The organism is Streptomyces sp. NPDC057302, assembly GCF_042667685.1.
In the GTDB taxonomy this organism is placed as follows: domain Bacteria; phylum Actinomycetota; class Actinomycetes; order Streptomycetales; family Streptomycetaceae; genus Streptomyces.
Window position 1 is genome coordinate 36,267 of sequence record NZ_JBHUZJ010000053.1, and the last position, 21,065, is coordinate 57,331.

Below are 21,065 nucleotides of genomic sequence, written 5' to 3' on the forward strand. Positions count from 1 at the left end.
TCTTTTCACAAACTTGTGAAGTTAAGGAATCGCATAAACTTGACCACGGCCACCACTCACGGGAGATGATCGGCAGATGCTCAAGGGGTCCGACGAAGAGGCGGTACGTGACGACGAGGTCGTCTCACGTTTCGTGGAGCAGTTCGCCGCGCAGCTGGTGGACGCGGGCATGACGCGGATGCCGGCGAGGATCTTCGCGGCGCTCCTCACGTCGGACTCGGGAGCGCTGACCTCGGCGGAGATCGGGAAGCAGCTTCAGGTCAGCCCGGCGGCGGTGTCGGGCGCCGTCCGCTACCTCACGCAGCAGCACATGGTGATCCGCGAGCGCGAGCCCGGCTCCCGGCGGGACATCTTCCGGGTGCACAGCAACCAGTGGTACGAGGCGCTGGCCAGCCGCGACGGGGTGCTCAAGCGCTGGGAGTCGGCCCTGCGCGACGGCGTCACCAGCCTCGGCCACGACACCCCGGCGGGCGAACGCCTGGCCGAGACCCTCGCCTTCTTCGAGTTCCTGCAGCTGGAGTTCGCGGGGGTGCTGGAGCGGTGGCGGGTGCACAAGGAGACTTTGTACGGCGGCAAGTAGGACGGCAGGGTGCGTCGGCCGCCTGCCTCCCCCAGGGGCTCCGGTCCCTCACCGGGGCAGTATCAAGCCCCACGCATGGGCCCGCACCGACCACGTCCGTGTCCGCACGGGCCCGCCGACCACCGCGTCCGCCCGGTAGCGGAAGTCCGCCCCGGACACCGTGATCGTCCGCGCCCGCACCCGCAGTGCCTCGGCCGCCGCGCCCACCGAGGTGGGCCGGACCTCGACCTCCGCGAAGCCGTCGGCCCCCGGACGCACCGAGACCCCCTCCACCGGCTGGTCCAGGTCCACCACGAGCACGCCGTCCGCCTCCACCCGCAGCCGCGCGGGCGCGGGACCGGGCGCCGACGCCACGCGCGAAGGGCGCGCGAGGGTGCGTACGAAGGACTGGCACGTCCGCAGCCAGGGGTGGCCGTCCATCGCCGTGCTCCCCGATGCGGACGGGGCGGCGGAGGCGGACGCGGAAGCGGTGACGGGCGGGATCCGCAGGTTCCCCAGGACCACCCCGTCGCTGTCGTCGACGAGCAGATCCAGCCGCCGCTCGGCCCCTTCGAGCACCGCGCGGGCCGCCGCGACGGGTCCCGCGGGCACTCCCAGCGACCGGGAAAGAACCTGGACCGCCCCGACCGGAACGACCGAGACCGCGCACGAACCGAGCTCGCGCTCGCGGTGCAGAGCGGCGACGGCACGCAGCAGAGCCCGGTCGTCGCCGATCACCACAGGACGTCGCGCACCCCTTCTGGCCAGGGCTTTCGCGAATTCCTCGGGTCCTTCGGGCAGACATACCCGGACGGCGGCGCCCGCGCCGAGCACGTCCTTCGCGATCCGTACCGACTCACCGTCCGTGCGCCGGGCGACCGAATCGATGACGACTAGCAGCTGGTCGCGAGCCGACACGTGCGCCCCTTCTCGAGGTCCTCGGGTAGCATCTTTGTGCAAGAGCCCCTTGCGCTATTGCGCCAGGGGCTTCGTCTATTCCGGGGCAGCATCCAAGGCACACCCATATGGCGGCTACGGCCCCTGACCTTGGACATGCCCCGCCCGGAAGGGGTGTACGCCTGTGCCCGCACTTGTGCTGCTCGGTGCTCAGTGGGGTGACGAAGGCAAGGGAAAGGCCACTGACCTGCTCGGTGGCTCCGTGGACTATGTAGTGCGTTACCAGGGCGGCAACAATGCCGGCCACACGGTCGTCGTAGGCGACCAGAAGTACGCGCTGCATCTCCTCCCTTCCGGGATTCTCTCCCCGGACTGCGTGCCCGTCATCGGTAACGGAGTCGTCGTCGACCCGTCGGTCCTGCTCTCCGAGCTGAGCGGTCTGAACGAGCGCGGCGTCGACACGTCGAAGCTGCTGATCAGCGGTAACGCGCACATCATCACGCCGTACAACGTGACCGTCGACAAGGTGACGGAACGCTTCCTCGGCAAGCGCAAGATCGGCACGACCGGCCGTGGCATCGGCCCGACGTACGCCGACAAGATCAACCGCACCGGCATCCGCGTCCAGGACCTCTACGACCAGTCGATCCTGGAGCAGAAGGTCGAGGCGGCCCTGGAGGTCAAGAACCAGCTCCTCACCAAGCTGTACAACCGCCGCGCGATCGAGACCGGCCAGATCGTCGAGCAGCTCCTTGAGCACGGCGAGAACATCAAGCGGTACGTCGCCGACACGACCCTGATCCTCAACAACGCGCTCGACGAGGACAAGGTCGTCCTGTTCGAGGGCGGCCAGGGCACGCTCCTGGACGTGGACCACGGCACGTACCCTTTCGTCACCTCGTCGAACCCGACCGCGGGCGGCGCCTGCACGGGTACGGGCGTGGGCCCGACGAAGATCAGCCGCGTCATCGGCATCCTGAAGGCGTACACCACGCGTGTCGGCGCGGGCCCGTTCCCGACCGAGCTCTTCGACCAGGACGGCGAGGACCTGCGCCGCATCGGCGGCGAGCGCGGTGTCACCACCGGCCGCGACCGGCGCTGCGGCTGGTTCGACGCGCCGATCGCGCGCTACGCGACCCGGGTGAACGGCCTGACGGACTTCTTCCTCACGAAGCTGGACGTCCTGACGGGCTGGGAGCAGATCCCGGTCTGCGTCGCGTACGAGATCGACGGCAAGCGCGTCGAGGAACTCCCGTACAACCAGACCGACTTCCACCACGCGAAGCCGGTCTACGAGATGCTGCCCGGCTGGTCCGAGGACATCACCAAGGCGCAGACCTTCTCCGACCTGCCGAAGAACGCGCAGGCTTACGTGAAGGCGCTGGAGGAGATGTCCGGCGCGCCGATCTCCGCGATCGGCGTGGGTCCGGGCCGTACCGAGACGATCGAGATCAACTCGTTCATCTAGGTACCTCGGATACCTCCAGTACTTCCAGTACCTCTGGAGGTATCCGGCGGTACGTCTCGTGCGGCGGCTCAGTCCTTCCCGCACATCCGCAGTCCCACGGGCGTCTGGCACGGCAGGTGCCCGTGGGTGCGGACGACGTCCTGTCCGTTCCCGCGGATCGCGTACGCCAGGAAGCTCGACGCCAGGGAGTCGGCGGGCGGGCGGCCGTAGGTGTAGGCGTACTCGATCTCGCGGTAGGGATAGCCGCTGGACTGGATGTGGTCGATGGACGGGGCATGGCCGTCCAGGTTCAGGCGGTGCGTCCTCTTGAGCGTGGTCGTGTTGCGCAGCTCGCTGTAGCCGATCGCGCCCGGAGTGGCGGCGACGGTGTCCAGGACCTGGTCCGTGTCGTCGAGTTCGCAGCGGATGACGGGGGCCGACGGGCTGATGTCCTTGGTCAGGCAGTCGCTGGACGACTCCTGGATCTCCGGGGCGCCCTTGAGGACCCGCTTCTGGAGGGTGACCCGTGTGCCGGAGCTGGAACCCCGGCTCACCAGGACGACCGGGCGGTCCGGGCCGCCGGGCAGCTGGTTCCAGTTGCGGATCTCGCCCGTGAAGATGCGGCCGACGTCGCGCGTCGAGAGGTTCTTGAGCGGTACGCCGTCGTTCAGGACGAGGGCGAAGAGGGAGACCGCCACTCTCGTCTCGGTCAACTGCCGGTAGCTGGCGGGGCGCGGCCCGTCGGAGAAGGCGATCACGGGCGGCGACCCACTCGCGCTGTCGCTCTTTCCTCCGCCGGGACCGGCATCCATGGCCGCCAACTCCCTTATGCCGCCCCGGCTGCCGTGCGCGCTCACCTTGATCGTCGATCCGTCGCAGGCCTCCATGTACTTCTCCGCCAGCTCGGCCGCGACCTCCTCGAACGCCGTCGACCCCGTCAGCGTCAGCGTGCCCCGCTCGCAGTACGACGGTGGCGGCTCGGCGTCGGGCCGCAGGATGAGGCCCGCGAGGCCGAGGATGACCAGGCTCAGCGCGATGGCCACCCGCTGCGAGAGCCTGCTGAACACCGGCGGCTTCTCGTCGGGGGCCGCGCTGTGGTTCTCGTGCGTCTCGCCGCCCTGGATGCCGCCGATGACGGTGTAGCCGGTGTCCACGGGGCCGCCGGTCAGCAGGACGAGGAGCTTGTAGTACTCGCCCCGGTTGAGCGGCACGCGCGGGATGTGCAGCCTGTTGTCCTCGTAGCCGAGACCCGTGCCGGGCGCGAAGTGCTCCATCAGGTGGTCGGCCTCGGGCGGCAGCGTCACCGCCACCGCGCGGATCGTGCGGGTCTCGAAGACCGCGGTCAGGCCGTGCGGCGAGCGGCCCGTGTAGTCGGCGACGTCGACCGGCAGCGAGCCGTCGTTCTCGACGCGCAGGAGCACCAGCGTGGCGTCCGACATCTCCGGGGCCTCGTCGAAGAGGCCGAGGCGCGCGTTCGCGTCGCCCGTACGGACGTTGTCGCCTATCGCCGTGTCCATCTGCTTGCGGTAGCCGATGCGCTTGCGGCGCGGTACGCGGCGTTCGAGCAGTACGGGGACGAACGCACCGGCGATACCGACCAGGATGGCGAGCACGGCGATGGTGTTTTCGGTGCCCAACCAGTTCATGGGCGGCACGGTAGGCGGCGGGGTGAACCGCCGGGCGGCGCTTGGCCGCCCGGACGGCTGATGTTCGCCCGTGGTTCAACTACTGCTCGCCGGACGGCAGTTGGGGAGCCGAGCGCGACCGGTTCGGAGCCGCCTCAGCCCTCCTTGTCGTAGGTGAGCCCCTTGTCCGTGCCGGTGTTCTCCCGGTGCAGCCTGCCGTTGGCGAGGAGGGTGACCGTGCTCGGCTGGCCCGGTCTGCAGGAGCTCGCGGGCTGCCCGACGATCACGTCCGTCGGCCCTATGCGCAGGGTGTTGCCGCTCGCCGACTCCAACTTGCCCTGGAACACGCAGTGGTACGTGCCGCCCGTGTCGGTCGGGCCGTCCGCCGTGATCGACACGACGGTGTCGCCGACCTCGCCCTGCTGGAGCACGAGCCGGCGCGAGTTGTGCCCCAGGTCGTTCTCGATGGAGCCGCTCCAGGTGCCGACGAAGCCGTCCGGGACAGTGCCCTCCTTGTCCTTGTCCCCGTCCTTGGACGCGGGGGAGGTGGGCGGGGTCTCGGGATCCGGCCCGTTGTTGTCGTCGGAGGGTGTGCCCGGCGTGGAAGGGGCACTGTCGGAGGGCGACTTGGAGTTCGCGCCGCCCGCCTTGGTGCTGCCCTCGCCCTTCATCACCGCGTACACCGTGCCGCCCGCTCCTATGGCCACTATGACGGCCACCGCGATGAGCGCGGCGGTGGACCGACCGCTGCGGCGCGGGGGCTCGCCCTGGGGGTGGACGAGGGGGCCGTACGGGGGTGTGGGTCCGTAGGGGCCTTGTTGCTGGGGATATCCGTAGCCGGGCGGCGGCGGTGGCAGCTGCTGTTGAGGGTGTTGCTGCTGGGGGTAGCCGTAGGCCGGGCCCGGCGGGGGAGTCGGCGGTGCCGATGTCTGGCCGGTGATCATCGTGGGGAGGTGGTCGAAGGGGGCGTTGCCCGGTCTGCCCGGCGGTGGCGGGGTGTCGCCGTCGACGGCTTCGGACTTGGCGGCTGCGGCTGCGGCTGCGGCTCCAGCCCCGGCGGCGGCAGCGACCCCGCCCCCGACTCCTGCGCCCGCGCTCCCGGCCGTCAGCTCCTTGGGCGGCGCGAGGGAGACCGGCGCAACCGCGCCCTTCGCGGACGGAGCCGCCGCGCCGCCACCCTCGTCCGGATCCTCCGTGTCCAGCAACTGCACGGCATGGCGCCCCAGTTGGGCGACGAGCGCACCCGGCAGCCAGGGATCCCGCGTCCGGCCGCCGTCGCCGAGCGTGTCCTCCGCGCCCGTACGCTCCAGAAGCTGCTCCAGCGTAGGCCGGTCCGCGGGGTTCTTGCGCAGGCAGTCGCCGACCAGCTCGGCCAGCTCCTCCGGCAGCCCCTCCAGATCCGGCTCCTCCTGCGCGATGCGGAACATCAGGGCGTGCACACCGCTGTTGGACGTGCCGAACGGCAGCGCGCCCGAAGCCGCGTACGCGAGGACCGAGCCCAGGCAGAACACGTCGCACGCCGGGGTGATCCGGTCGCCCCGCACCTGCTCGGGCGCCATGAAACCGGGCGAGCCCACGAGGGCGCCGGTGCGGGTCAGACCGCCGTCCGTCACCGTTTCGAGCGCGCGGGCGATGCCGAAGTCGATGACGCGGGGCCCGTCGATCGTGACGAGCACGTTCGACGGCTTGAGGTCGCGGTGGATGAGCCCCGCCGCGTGAATGTCCTTGAGGGCGTTGGCGAGCCCGGCCGCCAGTATCTTCACGGACCGCTCGGGCAACGGCCCGTGGTCGTGCGAGACGACGCTCTGGAGGGAGGGCCCCGCGACATACCCCGTGGCGAGCCAGGGGATCGTCGCATCGGTGTCCGCGTCGAGCACCGGCGCCGTCCACGCGCCACCCACCCGCCGCGCCGCCTGCACTTCCTGCCGGAAGCGGTTCCTGAACTCCTCCTGCTCGGCCAGCTCTTCACGCACCAGCTTCACCGCGACCGTACGTCCCCGGTCGGATCGCGCGAGATAGACATGTCCCATACCGCCCGCGCCAAGACGCGCGAGCAGCCGATAGACGCCTATTCGCTGCGGATCCCCGGGCCCCAGCTTCTCCATCGCCGCGCCGACCTCCCCCGTTGGTGTGCAACAGATCGAGGATAGTGGGGCGACAGGACATCGGGGCACGGACTGCCTGCTACGGCTCCGTAACGGGTTGTTCCGTATCCAGGTCGGACAGGACGCCGGAGAGCCGCTCCAACACTCGTACGGTTTCCGCGAACTCTTCCTCTCCGAGTGCGTTCGCGAGGCGCGCGGCGATATGCGCGTGGCCGGGGTCGATCCTCTGGACGGCGGACAGGCCCTCTTCCGTGGGGCGCAGGAGCTTGGCGCGGCGGTGGGCCGGGTTCGGTGCGTACTCGGCGAGGCCGCGTTGTACGAGGAGGTCGGCGATGCGTTGCACGCTCTGCCGGGTGATGCCCATCGCGCGGGCGATCCCGGCGACGGGCAGGGGCTCGCGCAGGACGGCCCCGAGCACCTGCCACCAGGCGGCGGTGAGGCCGCCCGGCTTGGCCAACTCCTCTGCCAGGGAGAGGAGTTGGCCGTTCAGCCGGAATGTGGTGAGGGCGGTGCGGGAGAAGAGGTCCTGCTGTTCCCGGTCCGGGTTCCGGACCCGTTCGTTGTCGGTGCTCATGACTCCAGCACCTCGTACGCCGACGCGTCCGAGTCGTGGAACAGCCGGTACCACGCGTCCAGCTTCGCGCCCTCGAAGGCGCCGAGCCGCCCGAGGATCTCGCGGGCGAAGGCCACGGGCTCGGTCGGGCCCGCCGTGGTCAGCCTGCCGTCCGTGACGGCGTCGACGTCCACGTACCGCTCGGCGCCCTTGTATCCGGTGGCCGCGAGGTAGAACGACACCGCGCTGGTGTGCGTGCGCTCGTCGAGCAGCCCCTCGCGGGCGAGCCCGGCGGTGGCCCCGCAGATCGCGGCGACCGGCACGTCCGCGTCGAGGAACGCGCGGGCCGCGCGGCCGAAGGGGGCGAGGTCGTCGCCCGCGTCCCACAGGTCGGCGCCCGGCAGGATCAGCAGCGCGCTGTCCTCGGGCCGCAGGTCGGCGAGGGTCAGGTCGGGCTGGATGCGGACGCCGCCCGCAGTCGTGACGGGGTCGAGCGAGTCGGCGGCCACGGTGCGGATCTCATACCCGGCGCGGGCGAGGAACGCGGTGGCGTAGCCGGTCTCCCAGTCGGCGAGCGTGTCGTAGACGGCGAGGTGCACGGGCGCGAACTCACTGTTTGAGGTCATGACTGCATCCTGTCAAAATGGCAGCATGCTGTCAATAGGGGAGGCGGGGGAGGCGTGGGGAATGGGGAAAGGGCGTGTTGGAGCGGGTCCGGTTCGTTAACTCGCACGGAGGGCGGCCTTAACCCGCCCTTCCCTAGCGTCCTGGTCATGGACAGCGCAGAGAACCTCGGACAGATGGCCGCCCACCTCGGCCTCGACCTGGTGGCCGTGACCCTCCTGACCTTCGGGGTCTTCTATCCACGGCACCGCAGAAGGGAGCTGGTCCCGGCCTACCTCGCCCTGAACGTCGCCCTCTTCGCCGTCGTCTCCGCCCTCGCGAGCGCCGGGGGCAACGGCGGTCTCGCGCTCGGGTTCGGGCTCTTCGGGGTGCTCTCGATCGTCCGTCTCCGCTCGGACGCCGTACAGCACCAGGAGGTCGCGTACTACTTCATCACCCTCGTTCTGGGCCTCCTCTGCGGCCTCCCCGGCCTCGATCTGCCGGTCGCCGCCGGGCTCGCGGCCGTGCTGCTCCTGGTGATGTACGGCGCCGACCACCCCCGTCTCTTCGCCGGCGACCGGCGCGCGGTCATCACCCTGGACGCCGTGTACCGCGAGGAGACCGCGCTCCGCGCCGAGCTGTCCCGGCGTCTCGGCGAGCCGCTCGGCTGGACCGTCCAGGAGGTCGACTACGTACGTGACCTGATGGTTCTGGAAGTCCGATTCCGGCAACCGGAACCTTCCGAACGGGCCGGGGAGTTGATGAGTACGGCACCACGACGCCGCACGACCCGGTCCCGCACGCCTGCCGTCCCCCACCAGAAGGAGACCGTGTGAACCCCGCCGTACGCGCCATCGGACGAGCCGCGCTCGCCGCACACCCCATCTCGCTCGACGAGGTCAACGCACGGGCTCAGCTGCTCGCCCGCTACGACAACAGCTATCTCGTGCCGGTCGAGATCTTCGACGACCTGGCCGCGCTGCTCACGGACCCGCGCCGCGCGTCGGGCCCCTTCCGGGCCCTGAGCATCGGCGGAAAGCGCTGGTTCAGCTACCACTCCACGTACTACGACACCCCCGAGCTCCTGACCTACCACCACCACCGGCAGGGCAGGCGGCTGCGCTACCGCATCCGGGAGCGGGTGTACCAGGACAGCGGTGAGCGGCAGTTCGAGATCAAGCTCAAGAGCGGGCGGGGCGAGACGGTCAAGCACCGCCAGCGCCTGGAGGGCGACGACTACGCCCTCGACGCGGTGCGGCAGGGATTCCTCACGGGCGTCCTGAAGGGTTCGTACGGGATCGACGCGCCGGACGGGCTGACCAAGGCCCTGGTCACGGAGTACCAGCGGGCGACGTTCGTGGCCGACGGGCAGCGGATCACGTGCGATGCCGGTCTCGTGGTGCGGGACCTGGCCACGGGGCGTTCGGTGGCGGCGGACTCCGGGCTCGTCCTGGTGGAGACCAAGACGCAGGGGCATCTGACGGAGGCGGACCGGGTCCTTCACCGGTACGGGGTGCGGGCTGCCGACTTCACGAAGTACTGCGGTGGGTTCGCCGCACTGCGGCCGGAGTTGGGGGTCAATCGGTGGGCTCGGGCGGTGCGGGTCGCGTTCCCGAGGGCGTCGGCGGCCCCGGAGGAAAGGTGAGCGTCACCCGGGTGCCGCTGGCCGCGTCCGACGCTATGGCGAAGGTGCCGCCCGCGTCTTCTGCCGTCCGGCGCGCGATGTCCAGGCCGAGGCCCGTGGAGCCGCCGCCGCTGGTGCCGCGTTCCGCCGCGTAGGTGGGCGGGAGCCCGGGGCCCTCGTCGGCGACCGTGAGCTCGGCGGTTCCCTCCGGGGTGGTGCGGACGGCTATGCGGAACGGGGTGCCTTGGGGGGTGTGGTCGAGGACGTTGCCGATGAGGGCGTCGATGGCGGCGGTGAGGTCGTCTTCGGGGACGGGCACGGGTACGGGGACAGGGGCGGTGGCGGGCGTGGGGCCGGGATCTGGCTGCGGATGGGTCGATGTCTCCGTAGTGGTCTCCGTCGTACGACCCTGGTCCTCCGCCAACGGCAGCCAGAACTCGGCGCGTTCGCGGGCCACGGCCGCCAGGTCCGCGTAAGGGGCGTCCCGGAGCGGGCGGCGGGCCTTGCGGATCACGTCGTCGACGCTGCGTTCCAGGGCGGCGACGTCCGCGGCGATGCGGTGCGCCTCCTCCGTGTCGCGCAGGGTCTCGGCGTCGAGGCGGAGGGCGGCGACGGGGGTGCGGAGGCGGTGGGCGAGGTCGGCGGCGTTCTCGCGTTCGGCGGTGAGGAGTTCGTCGATGCGGGTGGCGAGGTGGTTCAGCTGGCCCGCGACCAGGCGCAGTTCGGGCGGGCCCTCGGGCGTCGCGCGCGCAGTGAGGTCACCCGCGGCGAGACGGTCCGCGGTACGGGCGAGGCGACGGGTCGCGCCGACCAGACGGGCACCCAGGCGGTCGGCGAGGAGCAGCCCGATGAGTACGAGACCGACCCCGATCCCGGCGAGCACGAGCCAGGAGGTCATGGTGCCCGCGTACAACTGCCGCTCGGTGAGCGTCACTTGCACGACTGCCGTGCCGCCGGCCGCGCCCTGGACGGGGACGAGGACCTGGCGGCCTCCGGTGGAGGGTTCGTAGGTGAAGGCGCGTCCGGTGCGGGCCAGGCGGATGGCGTCCGTGGCGCGGGCCCGGGAGCTGTGCCCGGGGTTCGGACCGATGACGGTGCCGTTGGCGAGAAGCAGTGAAGTGGTCGGCAGATCCTGGGTGTTGACGCTCTCGACGGTCTGCTCGGCGGTCTCACGCTCGTCCGCCGTGGCAAGAGCGGGCCCGAGGGCGTGCGCCACCCACTGGGCTCGGGCGGTGGCCTCCGCGGTGGTGCGGTCGGCGGCGTGGGTGCGGGTGAGGAGGGTGAGGGGGACGAGGAGGGCGGTCAGTACGAGGGCGGTGGTGGCTGCGGTGAGAAGAAGAAGGCTGCGACGCATTAGCTGGCCCCTGGGCCTTGGGGGGTGGGGTCTTCCTGGGCGGGGGTGGGCTGGGGCAACGCGCTCGACTGGTGCGTCCCGCTGTTCTGGGGCGGGGCCGTGCCGGTATGGCCGTCCTCGCTATCGTCCGGTGGCCGCGGGGTCGCTTCGGCGGGGGAGTGGCGGGAGCCGTGCTCCGGGCGGACATACCGGCCCGTCCCCTCGCGTGCGTCGCGCGGCTGCGGGTCTTCGGGGGGTGTCAGTTTGACGCCCACCGTGCGGACGGTGTGGAGATAGCGAGGCGCCTGGGCCGTCTCGCCCAGCTTTCTGCGGAGCCAGGAGAGATGGACGTCCACGGTTTTGTCGGCGCCGCCCAGGGGCTGTTGCCACACCTCGGCGAGGAGTTCGCGGCGGGAGACGACTTGGCCGGGGCGCTGGGCGAGGTAGACGAGCAGGTCGAACTCACGGGGGGTGAGGTCGAGGGGCCCGTCGTCCAGGGTGACTTCGCGGGAGGCCGGGGCGATGGTCAGGCCCCCCACCTGCAGGGGCTCCTCCGCCACATCGGCCGCGCCGAGCCGCCGCATGACCGCCTTGATGCGGGCGTCCAGCTGAGCGGCGCCGAACGGCTTGACGATGTAGTCGTCGGCTCCGTCCTCGAGGATCGCCACCATCTCGGGCTCGTCGTCGCGCGCGGTCGCGACGATGACGGGTATGTCGCTGACGGCACGGAGCATCCGCAGGATCTGGGCGCCGTCGACGTCCGGCAGCCCCAGGTCGAGCACGACGAGGTCGGGGTGGGTCGTCACCGCGGCGTCCAGGCCTGCCATGCCGTTCGGGGCGGTGGCGACGGCGTGCCCTTTGTCGCGCAGCGCCCGCACGAGGGCACCGCGAAGCTGGGGATCGTCCTCCACGACGAGAAGATGGGCCATACATCCACCGTAGTCAGGTGCTTTGGGCAGCCCTTAACCGGGCGTTAGGAAACTGTGCGGCACAGTGGCCGGATGAGGAAGTGGCGGAACGCGGTGGTGACCGCGGCATGGGTGGGCGTGGGAACGGCCGCGGGAGCGCTGGGCGCTTGGCAGTTGGCCACGGCGGACAGCGGCGGCGCGGCACACAGCCGCCCCTTGGACGAGGGGGCGGTGGAGCGGGCACTGGCGGCGACATCGGCATCGGCATCACCCCCCAAGTCGCCTTCCGCGTCGCCGTCCCCCACGAAGAGCGCGCCCTCGAAGGCACCGTCCGACCGGTCGACGCTGCGGTTCACGGGTGGATCGGCGACGGTCGAGTGCCGGGCGGACGGGACGGTGTATCTCGTCTCGTGGAGCCCGGCGGACGGCTTCCACATCGACGACGACGTGGAGCGTGGCCCGGGTGCGGTGGCCCGCCTGGAGGCCGAGCCGAGCGACGACGACGATGACGAACAGGACGATCTGCCGTACGAGATCCGCTGCGGGGATGGGGGAAAGCCGCGGGCGGCGGTGGTGGCGGACGCGGATGACGACTAGCCCGTCCGGGGATTCCCCCAGCCCGTCCGGCGTTTGAGGACGAACTCGGCGGAGCCGGTGATGACGGCAACCAAGGCCCCCGCGCCGGAGCGGGTTTTCGGGAAGGGGCGGGGTCGGGGACAAATCCACGCCCCGATGCCGAGCACCGGTGGATGGGTGGGTGGGTAGGTAGGTAGATGGACGAGGCCCCCGCCCGCGGGGGACGCGGAGCCGCCCCCGACACACTGTCCAGTGCCCCCCACCCCCGCGAAACAGACCGCCCATGTCGAGTCCACACCGTGGACATTTACCCTCGCCCACATGACCCCTCAGCCGAACCCCCAGGTCGGCGCCGCCGTCAAGGCGGCGGACCGCGCACACGTATTCCACTCCTGGTCCGCACAGGACCTGATCGACCCCCTCGCCGTAGCCGGCGCCGAGGGCTCGTACTTCTGGGACTACGAAGGCAACCGCTACCTCGACTTCACCAGCGGCCTCGTCTTCACGAACATCGGATACCAGCACCCGAAGGTCGTCGCCGCGATCCAGGAGCAGGCGGCGACGATGACGACCTTCGCCCCCGCCTTCGCCGTGGAAGCCCGCTCCGAGGCCGCACGCCTCATCGCCGAGCGGACCCCCGGCGACCTCGACAAGATCTTCTTCACCAACGGCGGCGCCGAGGCCGTGGAGAACGCGACCCGCATGGCGCGTCTGCACACCGGCCGCCCTAAGATCCTCTCCGCCTACCGCTCGTACCACGGCGCCACCTCCGCCGCGATCAACCTCACCGGCGACCCCCGCCGCTGGCCCTCCGACAACGGCTCGGCGGGCGTCGTCCACTTCTGGGCGCCGTTCCTCTACCGCAGCGCCTTCTACGCCGAGAACGAGCAGCAGGAGTGCGAGCGCGCCCTCCAGCACCTCGAGGACACGATCGCCTTCGAGGGGCCCGCGACCATCGCGGCGATCATCCTCGAATCCGTCCCCGGCACGGCCGGCATCATGCTCCCGCCGCCGGGCTACCTCGCCGGCGTACGCGAGATCTGCGACCGGCACGGCATCGTCTTCATCCTGGACGAGGTCATGGCGGGCTTCGGGCGTACGGGCAAGTGGTTCGCGGCGGACAACTTCGACGGCGGCATCGTGCCCGACCTGCTGACCTTCGCGAAGGGCGTGAACTCGGGCTACGTCCCGCTGGGCGGTGTGGCGATCTCCTCCGCCATCGCCGAGACGTTCGCCCGCAGGCCCTACCCCGGCGGTCTCACGTACTCCGGCCACCCGCTGGCCTGCGCGGCGGCCGTGGCGACGATCAACGCCATGGAGGACGAGGGCATCGTCGAGAACGCGGCCCGCGTCGGCAGGGAGATCATCGCCCCCGCCCTGGCGGAGCTGGCCGACCGGCACCCGAGCGTCGGCGAGGTCCGTGGCCTCGGCATGTTCTGGGCGCTGGAACTGGTCAAGGACAAGGAGACCCGCGAGCCCCTCGTCCCGTACAACGCCACGGGCGAGGCGAACGCCCCGATGGCGGCGTTCGGCGCCGCCGCGAAGAAGCAGGGCCTGTGGCCCTTCATCAACATGAACCGCACCCACGTGGTGCCGCCGTGCAACATCACGGACACGGAGGCGAAGGAGGGCCTGGCGGCGCTGGACGCGGCGCTGACGGTGGCGGACGAACACACCGCGTAACCCGGGCCCCGCCTTGCCGACCGCTTCGCGGCGAATCTCTCCCTCCCACCCATGACCCCGGGCAATCGGGTGGGTGGGCGGGAAAGATCCGCCGCGAAGCGGCGGCACGGACGCAAACGGCCCCGCACCCGAGAACGGCCCCACCCCCGGCCTCCGGAATCGGCCCCGGCCCCCGGGAACCCCGACCGCGTAGTCTGACGTGCTCGTAAGCAAACGACGACCACCAAGACGACGACTCCCCGAGGGAACCTAGATGCCCGGCACCGACGGCCCCGCCGGCCCCGCCGTCATCCGCAGCACTCTGCGCCAGCAGATCGCCGACGCGCTGCGCGACGAGATCCTCGGCGGCCGTCTGGAGCCGGGCCAGGAGTTCACGGTCAAGGAGATCGCCGAGCAGTACGGCGTCTCCGCGACCCCGGTCCGCGAGGCCCTGGTGAACCTCGCCGCGCAAGGCCTCCTCGACGCCGACCAGCACCGCGGCTACCGCGTCCACGAGCACTCCCTCGCGGACTACCGCAGCATGCTCCAGGCCCGCGGCCTCATCTCCGACGGAATCTTCCGCGACCTCGCGAAGAACGGCACCCCGCTGGGACCCAAGCCCCACAAGGAAGCCACCGCCGCGCTCCTCTCCGTACGCCGCCGGGGCGAGGAAGCCGCACGCGCCGCCTGCGCGGGCGACCTGAACGTCCTCATCGGCTACGACCTCCGCTTCTGGCGCGAGCTCAGCGCCCTCTTCGGCAACCCCTACCTCTCGGACTTCCTGCACCGCATCCGCGTCCAGTCCTGGGTCTGCGCCGTCACCTACCTCCGCCGCGCCGTCGAGGACGGCGACGGCGACCTGCGCGGCACCCTCTGGGCCCGGCACACCGAGCTCGTCGACGCCCTCGCGCACCGCGACCCCAAGGCCGCGCACGCGATCGTCGCCGAGTACAACGCCCACTCACTGGAACTCATCGAGCGGCTGGCCGCTGCATGAGCGTGGATCTGACCGTCGTCGTCCCCGCCTACAACGAGGAGCGGCGCCTGGCCCCCACGCTCGCCGCGATCCGGGCGTACCTGGAAGAAGGCGACGAGGACGGGTACGCGCCCGGCGGCCGGACCCGGTGGGAGCTGATCGTCGTGGACGACGGCTCCACCGACGCCACCCTGGACATCGCCGCCGACGCCGAGGCCGCCGACCCCCGCGTCCAGCTCATCCACTCCGACCGCAACCTCGGCAAGGGCCACGCCCTGCGCCTCGGCGTCCTCGCCTCGCGCGGCGACCGCGTACTGATCACCGACGCCGATCTGGCCACCCCCATCGAGGAACTGGAGTGCCTAGACAAGGCGCTCGCCGACGGCCACGCGGCGGCGATCGGCTCCCGCGCCCGCCCCGGCGCGACGATCGAGAGCCACCAGCACCGCCTGCGCCAGCTCCTGGGCCGTACCGGCAACTTCCTGATACGAACGGTCGCCGTCCCCGGAGTCCGCGACACCCAGTGCGGCTTCAAGCTCTTCGACGGCGACCGTGCCCGTGAAGCCTTCGCCGCCTCGCGCCTGCGCGGCTGGGGCATAGACGTCGAGATACTGCAGTACTTCCGCCGCTCCGGCTGGCCCGTCGCCGAGGTGCCGGTGCGCTGGGCGCACCAGGAGGGCTCGAAGGTCCGCCCGTTCGACTACGTGCGGGTCCTCGCCGAGCTGACCTCGCTGAAGGCGCGTACCGTCCGCCCGGCGGATCTGCTCGCCGCGGCGCTCTTCCTGGCCATGGCGGTCACCCTCTACTCGGGCCGCTGGATCGCACCGGGCGACCGCTATCTGCCGGACTCCCTCCAGGACCAGAACCAGTGGGAGTGGTTCTTCGCGGTGACGGCGGACAACGTCCGCCACCTCCAGAACCCCCTCTTCACGACCCTCCAGAACTTCCCCGACGGCGTGAACCTCATGGCCAACACGGTCATGCTCGGCCTCTCCGTCCCCTTCGCCCCCGTGACCTGGCTCTTCGGCCCCGCGGTCGCCCTGAACGCGGCGATGACGCTGGGCCTGGCCGCGACCGCCCTCGCCTGGTACTGGCTGATCGTCCGACGCCTCGTACGGCACCGGGGCGCGGCAGCCGTCGGCGCGGCGCTCGCGGCCTTCGCGCCACCGATGATCAGCCACGCCCACGCCCACCCGAACTTCATGGTCCTGTTCATGATCCCGCTGATCATCGACAGGGCCCTGCGGCTCTGCGAGGGCACGAACGGGGGCACGAGAGTCGTACGGGACGGGGTCGTCCTCGGCCTCTTCACCACCTACCAGATCTTCCTCGGCGAAGAGCCGCTGCTGCTCGCGGCGGTGGGCATGGTGCTGTTCGCGGCGGCCTACGGGCTGGTGCGCAGAGACGTGGCGAGGGCCGCGTTCCGCCCCCTGGCGCGCGGCCTCGGCGTAGCCGTGGCGGTCACCGTGCCGCTGGTCGCCTTCCCGCTGTACTGGCAGTTCTTCGGGCCGCAGAGCTACACGAGCGTGCTGCACGGCGACGACGCGGGCAACAGCCCGCTCGCGCTGCTCTCCTTCGCGGAACGCTCGCTCGCGGGCAACGAGAAGACCGCGGGCGCCCTCGCCCAGAACCCCACCGAACAGAACGCGTTCTACGGCTGGCCCCTGGTCGCCCTCGCCTTCGCGATCGTCGTACGTTTCTGGGAGCGGGCGGTGGTGAAGGCGCTGGCGTTCACGGCCGTCGCCGCGGCGCTGCTCTCCCTGGGCCCGAAGTTCCGCATCCCGCTGACGGACGTCGTGCTGCCGGGCCCGTGGAAGGTCCTCGCGCACGCGCCCCTCTTCGAGTCGGTCATCGAGTCGCGGGTGGCGATGGTGTGCGCTCCGGCGCTCGGCATGCTGGTGGCGCTGACGCTGGCCCGGCTGCTGGCCCCCCTCCGGATGACGGCCGCACGGTACGCGGGCGTGGCCGCGGTCGCCCTCGCGCTGCTGCCGATCGTGCCGGCGCCGCTGCGGGCGGTGGAGCGGGCAGAGGTTCCCGATTTCGTCGCCGACGGGACCTGGCGGCAGTACGTGGGGGAGGGCGAGTCCCTCGTACCGGTACCGCTCCCGGACCCGTCCGGCGCGGAGGCGCTGCACTGGCAGACCACCGCTGACCTGGGCTTCCGCCTCCCCGGCGGCTACTTCAACGGCCCGTGGGGTCCGGACCGCGTGGGTATCTACGGAGCCTCGCCCCGCAACACGTCGAACCTGCTGCGGGACGTCCGCGCGGCGGGGCGCGCACCGCAGATCACGGACGCGTGGCGCAGGGCGGCCCGCGAGGACCTGGCGTACTGGAACGCGGGAGTGCTGGTCCTGGTCCCCCAGCCGCACGACGCCGCACTGCGGGTGACGGTGGAGGAACTCCTTGACCGCCCCGGAAAGTGGGTAGACGGGGTGTGGATCTGGGATCTGCACGGGGGCAGCTAGGGGGCACCCGCCCGGACTACGCTGCCTGAACGCGAGGAACGTCCGATGTCCGACATGAGCCCGGCATCATCCTGACCTGAGCCCGACCTGAGGAGCACCCTTGGCCTGTGACCTGTGGCTGGTCCCGCTAGTCGACGTGCTGTGCCACAGCCCCGACAATCCCTTCGCGGAGGAGATCGCGACGTACGACAAGGCGCTGCACGAGGCCGGGATGCCCCCCGTCCCCGTCTTCGCCTACATGCCGGGCCTGTCCGGCGACGTGGCCCCGGTGGCGGGCTTCGACTACGACGCGCTGCATTTCCTGCGCCGGGCGTATCTGCTCCAGGTCTGCGGCCTGGAGGTCACGCCGGTGGACGAACTGGGCGGGGACTACGAGCAGTTGCTCGAAATGTTCGACACGACGGCCCAGCAGTCGCATCTGGTCTGGCACTACGACCACGCGGGTGCGTACGTCCCGGTGGATTTCCCGTCCCCCCTCTCCAACGACGAACTGCTGGCGGGCGGCGGCCCCTTGGGCTCGGCGCAGGCGCTGCTGAGGGAGCTGGAGTTCGTGGCGCCGTCCATCGGCATCGACGCGGCGAACCCTCCGCGCCCCCCGACTCCACCCGATGCCCCCACGTCCCTGGAGGAACCGGCGGCCCCGGCCCCTCCGGACGACAGCCCCTTCGCAAGGGAACGCCACGTATGGCTGGGCCTGCACGCGGCAACGACCAGGAGCTTGGCGCAGGGCTCAATGATCATCTACAGCTGATCCCGATCTCCGGCCCGTCCGGCGTTCGAGGACCGGGGTCTGGGGCGAAGCTCCAGGCCCCCCGGGGCTCCTCACCGGGCCTCAGGCGGCCGCTGGCGAGGCATATTGGGCCGGGCCCCGGGCGGCAGCGCGGCCCGCAGCGGGACGACCCCGGCCTCCCCCCGGGAGGCCGGAACCACCGCCTGCATGGCCAACGGCGCGGGCCCCGACCGGAACTCCACCATCCAGTCCGCGGTCTCGGACCGCACGAGCTCGGTCACGTCCTCCGAGAACCGCCGCAGCACCCCCAGGCACCGCTCGGCGGCCTCACTGGCAGTCCCCTCGGTGGGCCCGAGCACCTCCCGGACGCTCTCCGACGCCCAGTCGAACTGGAGCACCTGCAGCCGCCGCTGCACGGCCTGCGCGGTGGCCACGTCCCGCATCCACCCGGAGGTCAGGCCGAAGAACCGGTCGCAGGCGAGACACGCGACGCCCGCGAGCAGCGAGACGAACCCCCAGGTGGCGACGCCCTCCACCGCCCCCGCCAGATCGAGCAGCGGAAACACCCCCGCGCCCACGGCCCCCACCGCCGCCCCGGCCCGCGCGAACCGCGCCCCGCACCGCTTCCACGCCCGGTCGGACAGGTACCACTCCGCGGTGTTGAGCGCGCCCCGCTCCACCCACCGGTACAACTCGTCGAGCCGGTCCGCGGGCTCCCCCCAGTCGCCGAGGGGGAAGGTCCGCCCGGTCAGATCCCCGAGCCGCGCACGGTCCGCGCCACCGGAAGCGCTCTGCCGCGCATCGGCGCCCGCTCCGGCACCCGCCCCGGCACCCTGCCCCTCATGTGGCTGGGGCACCCCCTCGGGCTGCATCTCCGGCTGGCTCACCCGGCACTCCCTCTACCTCTACGAGATCCCTGACTGTCCCTGCGGCGGTTCCGTACAGTGCGCGCGCCGTGACACCTGGTGCTGATGCGGCTGATGTCATCTGCTCATGCGCAGCCCCAGTCCTACCGCCCAATGGGTGGCCCTGAGCCCGTTTTCGCGGTATTTCCGCCCGGAAGAGGTGCTTGATCAGGTATAGGAGTACGGCTGATCTCACTCGAAAGAGTGCTGGGGCGAGGGCACCCCCGACCACGTAGGCTCATTCCAGGTGGAAAACCCACCGTAAATACCTGCACAAACAACCTCAGAAGACCTGAGACAGGAGCTGATCGTGATCCCCGGTGGTGGCCAGCCCGACATGCAGCAGCTGCTCCAGCAGGCCCAGAAGATGCAGCAGGACCTCGCGACCGCGCAGGAGGAGCTCGCGCGCACCGAGGTCGAAGGCCAGGCGGGCGGCGGTCTCGTCAAGGCGACGGTCACCGGCTCCGGTGAGCTGCGCGGCCTCGTGATCGACCCCAAGGCGGTCGACCCTGAGGACACCGAGACCCTCGCGGACCTGGTCGTCGCGGCGGTCCAGGCGGCGAACGAGAACGCGCAGACGCTCCAGCAGCAGAAGCTGGGCCCGCTCGCGCAGGGCCTGGGCGGCGGAGGCATCCCGGGCCTTCCCTTCTAAGAGGGCCGCAGGCCAACTACCGTACGTACCGAAGTGTGATACTCGGCAAAAGAAAAGCAGGAAAGGCCCCCCGTGTACGAAGGCGTGGTTCAGGACCTCATCGACGAGTTGGGCAGGCTGCCCGGCGTCGGTCCCAAGAGCGCGCAGCGGATCGCCTTCCACATCCTGCAGACGGAGCCGACGGACGTACGGCGCCTCGCGCACGCCCTCCTTGAGGTGAAGGACAAGGTCCGCTTCTGCGCGACCTGTGGCAACGTCGCGCAGGAAGAGCTCTGCAACATCTGCCGCGACCCGCGCCGCGACCTCAGCGTCATCTGTGTGGTCGAGGAGCCGAAGGACGTCGTGGCGATCGAGCGTACGCGCGAGTTCCGCGGGAAGTACCACGTACTGGGTGGGGCGATCAGCCCCATCGAAGGGGTCGGCCCGGACGATCTGCGTATACGAGAGCTGCTGGCGCGGCTCGCGGACGGCGCGGTCACCGAGCTGATCCTCGCCACGGACCCGAACCTGGAGGGCGAGGCCACGGCGACGTACCTCGCACGCATGATCAAGCCCATGGGCCTGAAGGTCACCCGCCTGGCCAGCGGGCTCCCTGTCGGGGGAGATCTGGAATACGCGGACGAGGTCACCCTGGGCCGCGCCTTCGAGGGGAGACGACTCCTAGATGTCTAAGAAGCAGCAAGAGAAGTCAGCAGACCTGGAAGCAACGCTCACCTCCGATCCGGTCGCGTCCCCGGAAGCGGTCGTCGTCCCCGAGCCGATCATCGCGGCCGATCCGACGGTCCTCCTGCACGCCTCCGCCCAGGACCCGGACTCCTTCGCGGTGCAGATCTCGGACCAGATCGGGAGCTTCATCGTCGCGGTGACGGAGGTGGCGAAGGGCGACGAGCCGGACTCGGCCGTCCCCTTCCTCCTCCTGGAGGTCTCCCAACTCCTCCTGGCCGGCGGCCGCCTGGGCGCGCACGAGGACATCGTCCCCGACGAGCGCTACGAACCGGACCTCGGCCCGGAGCGTGACGTGGACGACCTGCGTGAGCGCCTGGCGGCCATGCTGGAGCCGATCGACGTCTACTCCGAGGTCTTCGACCCGTACGAGCCCCGCAAGGCTCCCGTGGCCTGCCGCATCTCGGACGACCTGGCAGACGTGGTGGCCGACCTCTCCCACGGCCTGGCCCACTACCGGGCGGGCCGCACCACGGAAGCCCTGTGGTGGTGGCAGTTCTCGTACTTCTCGAACTGGGGCTCCACGGCATCCGGCGCCCTGCGGGCCCTCCAGTCCCTGGTGGCCCACGTCCGCCTGAACCAGCCCCTGGAGGACCTCAACGGCCTCGACACGGACGAGGACTTGGCGGAGGACGCACTGGCCGAGGCGGCGGGCAAGGTCATGGCCGAGGAGATCGCCGGACCCTTGGGCCTGCGCTCGGTGCAGTAACGGACCGCTGCCC

Annotated in this window: 19 protein-coding genes and 1 pseudogene; 12 read left to right on the forward strand and 8 right to left on the reverse strand. The window is 71.0% G+C overall.

The window, feature by feature from the left end; genetic code table 11:
- Positions 1-76: 76 nt before the first annotated feature.
- The gene (locus ACFUPX_RS29730; protein ID WP_383329355.1) at positions 77-580 is read left to right on the forward strand and encodes a GbsR/MarR family transcriptional regulator; all 504 of its coding nucleotides are present in this window, start codon (positions 77-79) and stop codon (positions 578-580) included.
- A gap of 48 nt (positions 581-628) precedes the next feature.
- Here the strand turns inward: ACFUPX_RS29730 and ACFUPX_RS29735 are convergent, their stop codons facing one another.
- Entirely contained in the window at positions 629-1,477 is an 849-nt protein-coding gene (locus ACFUPX_RS29735) for a diacylglycerol kinase family protein (protein WP_383329358.1), read from the reverse strand.
- A gap of 163 nt (positions 1,478-1,640) precedes the next feature.
- Between ACFUPX_RS29735 and ACFUPX_RS29740 the strand changes: the two genes are divergently transcribed.
- A complete protein-coding gene (locus ACFUPX_RS29740; RefSeq protein ID WP_383329361.1) occupies positions 1,641-2,924 on the forward strand; it encodes an adenylosuccinate synthase in 1,284 nt (427 codons plus the stop codon).
- Positions 2,925-2,992: 68 nt separating this feature from the next.
- On the opposite strand, the gene ACFUPX_RS29745 is transcribed toward ACFUPX_RS29740, so the two are convergent.
- The 4 genes from ACFUPX_RS29745 to ACFUPX_RS29760 all read right to left on the reverse strand — a co-directional run bounded on the left by ACFUPX_RS29745 (position 2,993) and on the right by ACFUPX_RS29760 (position 7,812).
- On the reverse strand, positions 2,993-4,549 hold the full coding sequence (locus tag ACFUPX_RS29745; protein WP_383329364.1) for a substrate-binding domain-containing protein: 1,557 nt from the start codon (positions 4,547-4,549) through the stop codon (positions 2,993-2,995).
- Positions 4,550-4,683: 134 nt separating this feature from the next.
- Positions 4,684-6,633, reverse strand: coding sequence for a serine/threonine-protein kinase (locus ACFUPX_RS29750; protein WP_383329368.1), 1,950 nt, complete (start codon positions 6,631-6,633; stop codon positions 4,684-4,686).
- A gap of 79 nt (positions 6,634-6,712) precedes the next feature.
- Positions 6,713-7,207, reverse strand: a complete 495-nt coding sequence (locus ACFUPX_RS29755) for a MarR family winged helix-turn-helix transcriptional regulator (protein WP_383329371.1) — start codon at positions 7,205-7,207, stop codon at positions 6,713-6,715.
- Complete coding sequence (locus tag ACFUPX_RS29760; RefSeq protein WP_383329373.1) at positions 7,204-7,812, reverse strand: DJ-1/PfpI family protein; 609 nt, start codon at positions 7,810-7,812, stop codon at positions 7,204-7,206. Before ACFUPX_RS29760 ends, ACFUPX_RS29755 begins: the two co-directional genes overlap by 4 nt.
- A gap of 147 nt (positions 7,813-7,959) precedes the next feature.
- On the opposite strand from ACFUPX_RS29760, the gene ACFUPX_RS29765 reads away from it, so the two are divergent.
- A complete protein-coding gene (locus tag ACFUPX_RS29765) occupies positions 7,960-8,625 on the forward strand; it encodes a DUF4956 domain-containing protein (protein WP_383329376.1) in 666 nt (221 codons plus the stop codon).
- Entirely contained in the window at positions 8,622-9,434 is an 813-nt protein-coding gene (locus ACFUPX_RS29770) for a VTC domain-containing protein (protein WP_383329379.1), read from the forward strand. Before ACFUPX_RS29765 ends, ACFUPX_RS29770 begins: the two co-directional genes overlap by 4 nt.
- Here ACFUPX_RS29770 and ACFUPX_RS29775 read toward each other — a convergent pair.
- Positions 9,367-10,767, reverse strand: a complete 1,401-nt coding sequence (locus ACFUPX_RS29775; protein WP_383329382.1) for a sensor histidine kinase — start codon at positions 10,765-10,767, stop codon at positions 9,367-9,369. The genes ACFUPX_RS29770 and ACFUPX_RS29775 overlap by 68 nt on opposite strands.
- A 229-nt stretch (positions 10,768-10,996) precedes the next feature.
- Positions 10,997-11,675: pseudogene (locus ACFUPX_RS29780) on the reverse strand (response regulator transcription factor); the annotation flags it as partial.
- A 72-nt stretch (positions 11,676-11,747) separates the two neighbouring features.
- On the opposite strand from ACFUPX_RS29780, the gene ACFUPX_RS29785 reads away from it, so the two are divergent.
- The 5 genes from ACFUPX_RS29785 (at position 11,748) to ACFUPX_RS29805 (ending at position 18,084) form a co-directional block, all read left to right on the forward strand.
- On the forward strand, positions 11,748-12,251 hold the full coding sequence (locus tag ACFUPX_RS29785; protein ID WP_383329385.1) for a hypothetical protein: 504 nt from the start codon (positions 11,748-11,750) through the stop codon (positions 12,249-12,251).
- Between the two features lie 300 nt (positions 12,252-12,551).
- The gene (locus ACFUPX_RS29790; protein ID WP_383329388.1) at positions 12,552-13,913 is read left to right on the forward strand and encodes an aspartate aminotransferase family protein; all 1,362 of its coding nucleotides are present in this window, start codon (positions 12,552-12,554) and stop codon (positions 13,911-13,913) included.
- A gap of 253 nt (positions 13,914-14,166) precedes the next feature.
- Positions 14,167-14,889, forward strand: a complete 723-nt coding sequence (locus tag ACFUPX_RS29795; protein WP_383329391.1) for a GntR family transcriptional regulator — start codon at positions 14,167-14,169, stop codon at positions 14,887-14,889.
- Positions 14,886-17,333, forward strand: coding sequence for a glycosyltransferase (locus ACFUPX_RS29800; RefSeq protein ID WP_383329394.1), 2,448 nt, complete (start codon positions 14,886-14,888; stop codon positions 17,331-17,333). The genes ACFUPX_RS29795 and ACFUPX_RS29800 overlap by 4 nt, the downstream gene beginning before the upstream one ends.
- A gap of 100 nt (positions 17,334-17,433) precedes the next feature.
- Positions 17,434-18,084, forward strand: a complete 651-nt coding sequence (locus ACFUPX_RS29805; RefSeq protein ID WP_383329397.1) for a hypothetical protein — start codon at positions 17,434-17,436, stop codon at positions 18,082-18,084.
- A 71-nt stretch (positions 18,085-18,155) separates the two neighbouring features.
- On the opposite strand, the gene ACFUPX_RS29810 is transcribed toward ACFUPX_RS29805, so the two are convergent.
- Entirely contained in the window at positions 18,156-18,950 is a 795-nt protein-coding gene (locus ACFUPX_RS29810) for an SLATT domain-containing protein (RefSeq protein WP_383329400.1), read from the reverse strand.
- 328 nt (positions 18,951-19,278) lie between these two features.
- Here ACFUPX_RS29810 and ACFUPX_RS29815 point away from each other — a divergent pair, with 328 nt between their 5' ends.
- From ACFUPX_RS29815 to ACFUPX_RS29825, 3 genes are all read left to right on the forward strand, one after another.
- Positions 19,279-19,620 carry a YbaB/EbfC family nucleoid-associated protein gene (locus ACFUPX_RS29815; protein WP_383329403.1) on the forward strand — a complete coding sequence of 114 codons (342 nt, stop codon included), beginning with the start codon at positions 19,279-19,281 and terminating at the stop codon, positions 19,618-19,620.
- 72 nt (positions 19,621-19,692) lie between these two features.
- On the forward strand, positions 19,693-20,292 hold the full coding sequence (gene recR, locus ACFUPX_RS29820; protein WP_383329406.1) for a recombination mediator RecR: 600 nt from the start codon (positions 19,693-19,695) through the stop codon (positions 20,290-20,292).
- On the forward strand, positions 20,285-21,052 hold the full coding sequence (locus tag ACFUPX_RS29825) for a DUF5063 domain-containing protein (RefSeq protein WP_383329409.1): 768 nt from the start codon (positions 20,285-20,287) through the stop codon (positions 21,050-21,052). Before recR ends, ACFUPX_RS29825 begins: the two co-directional genes overlap by 8 nt.
- Positions 21,053-21,065 lie beyond the last annotated feature (13 nt).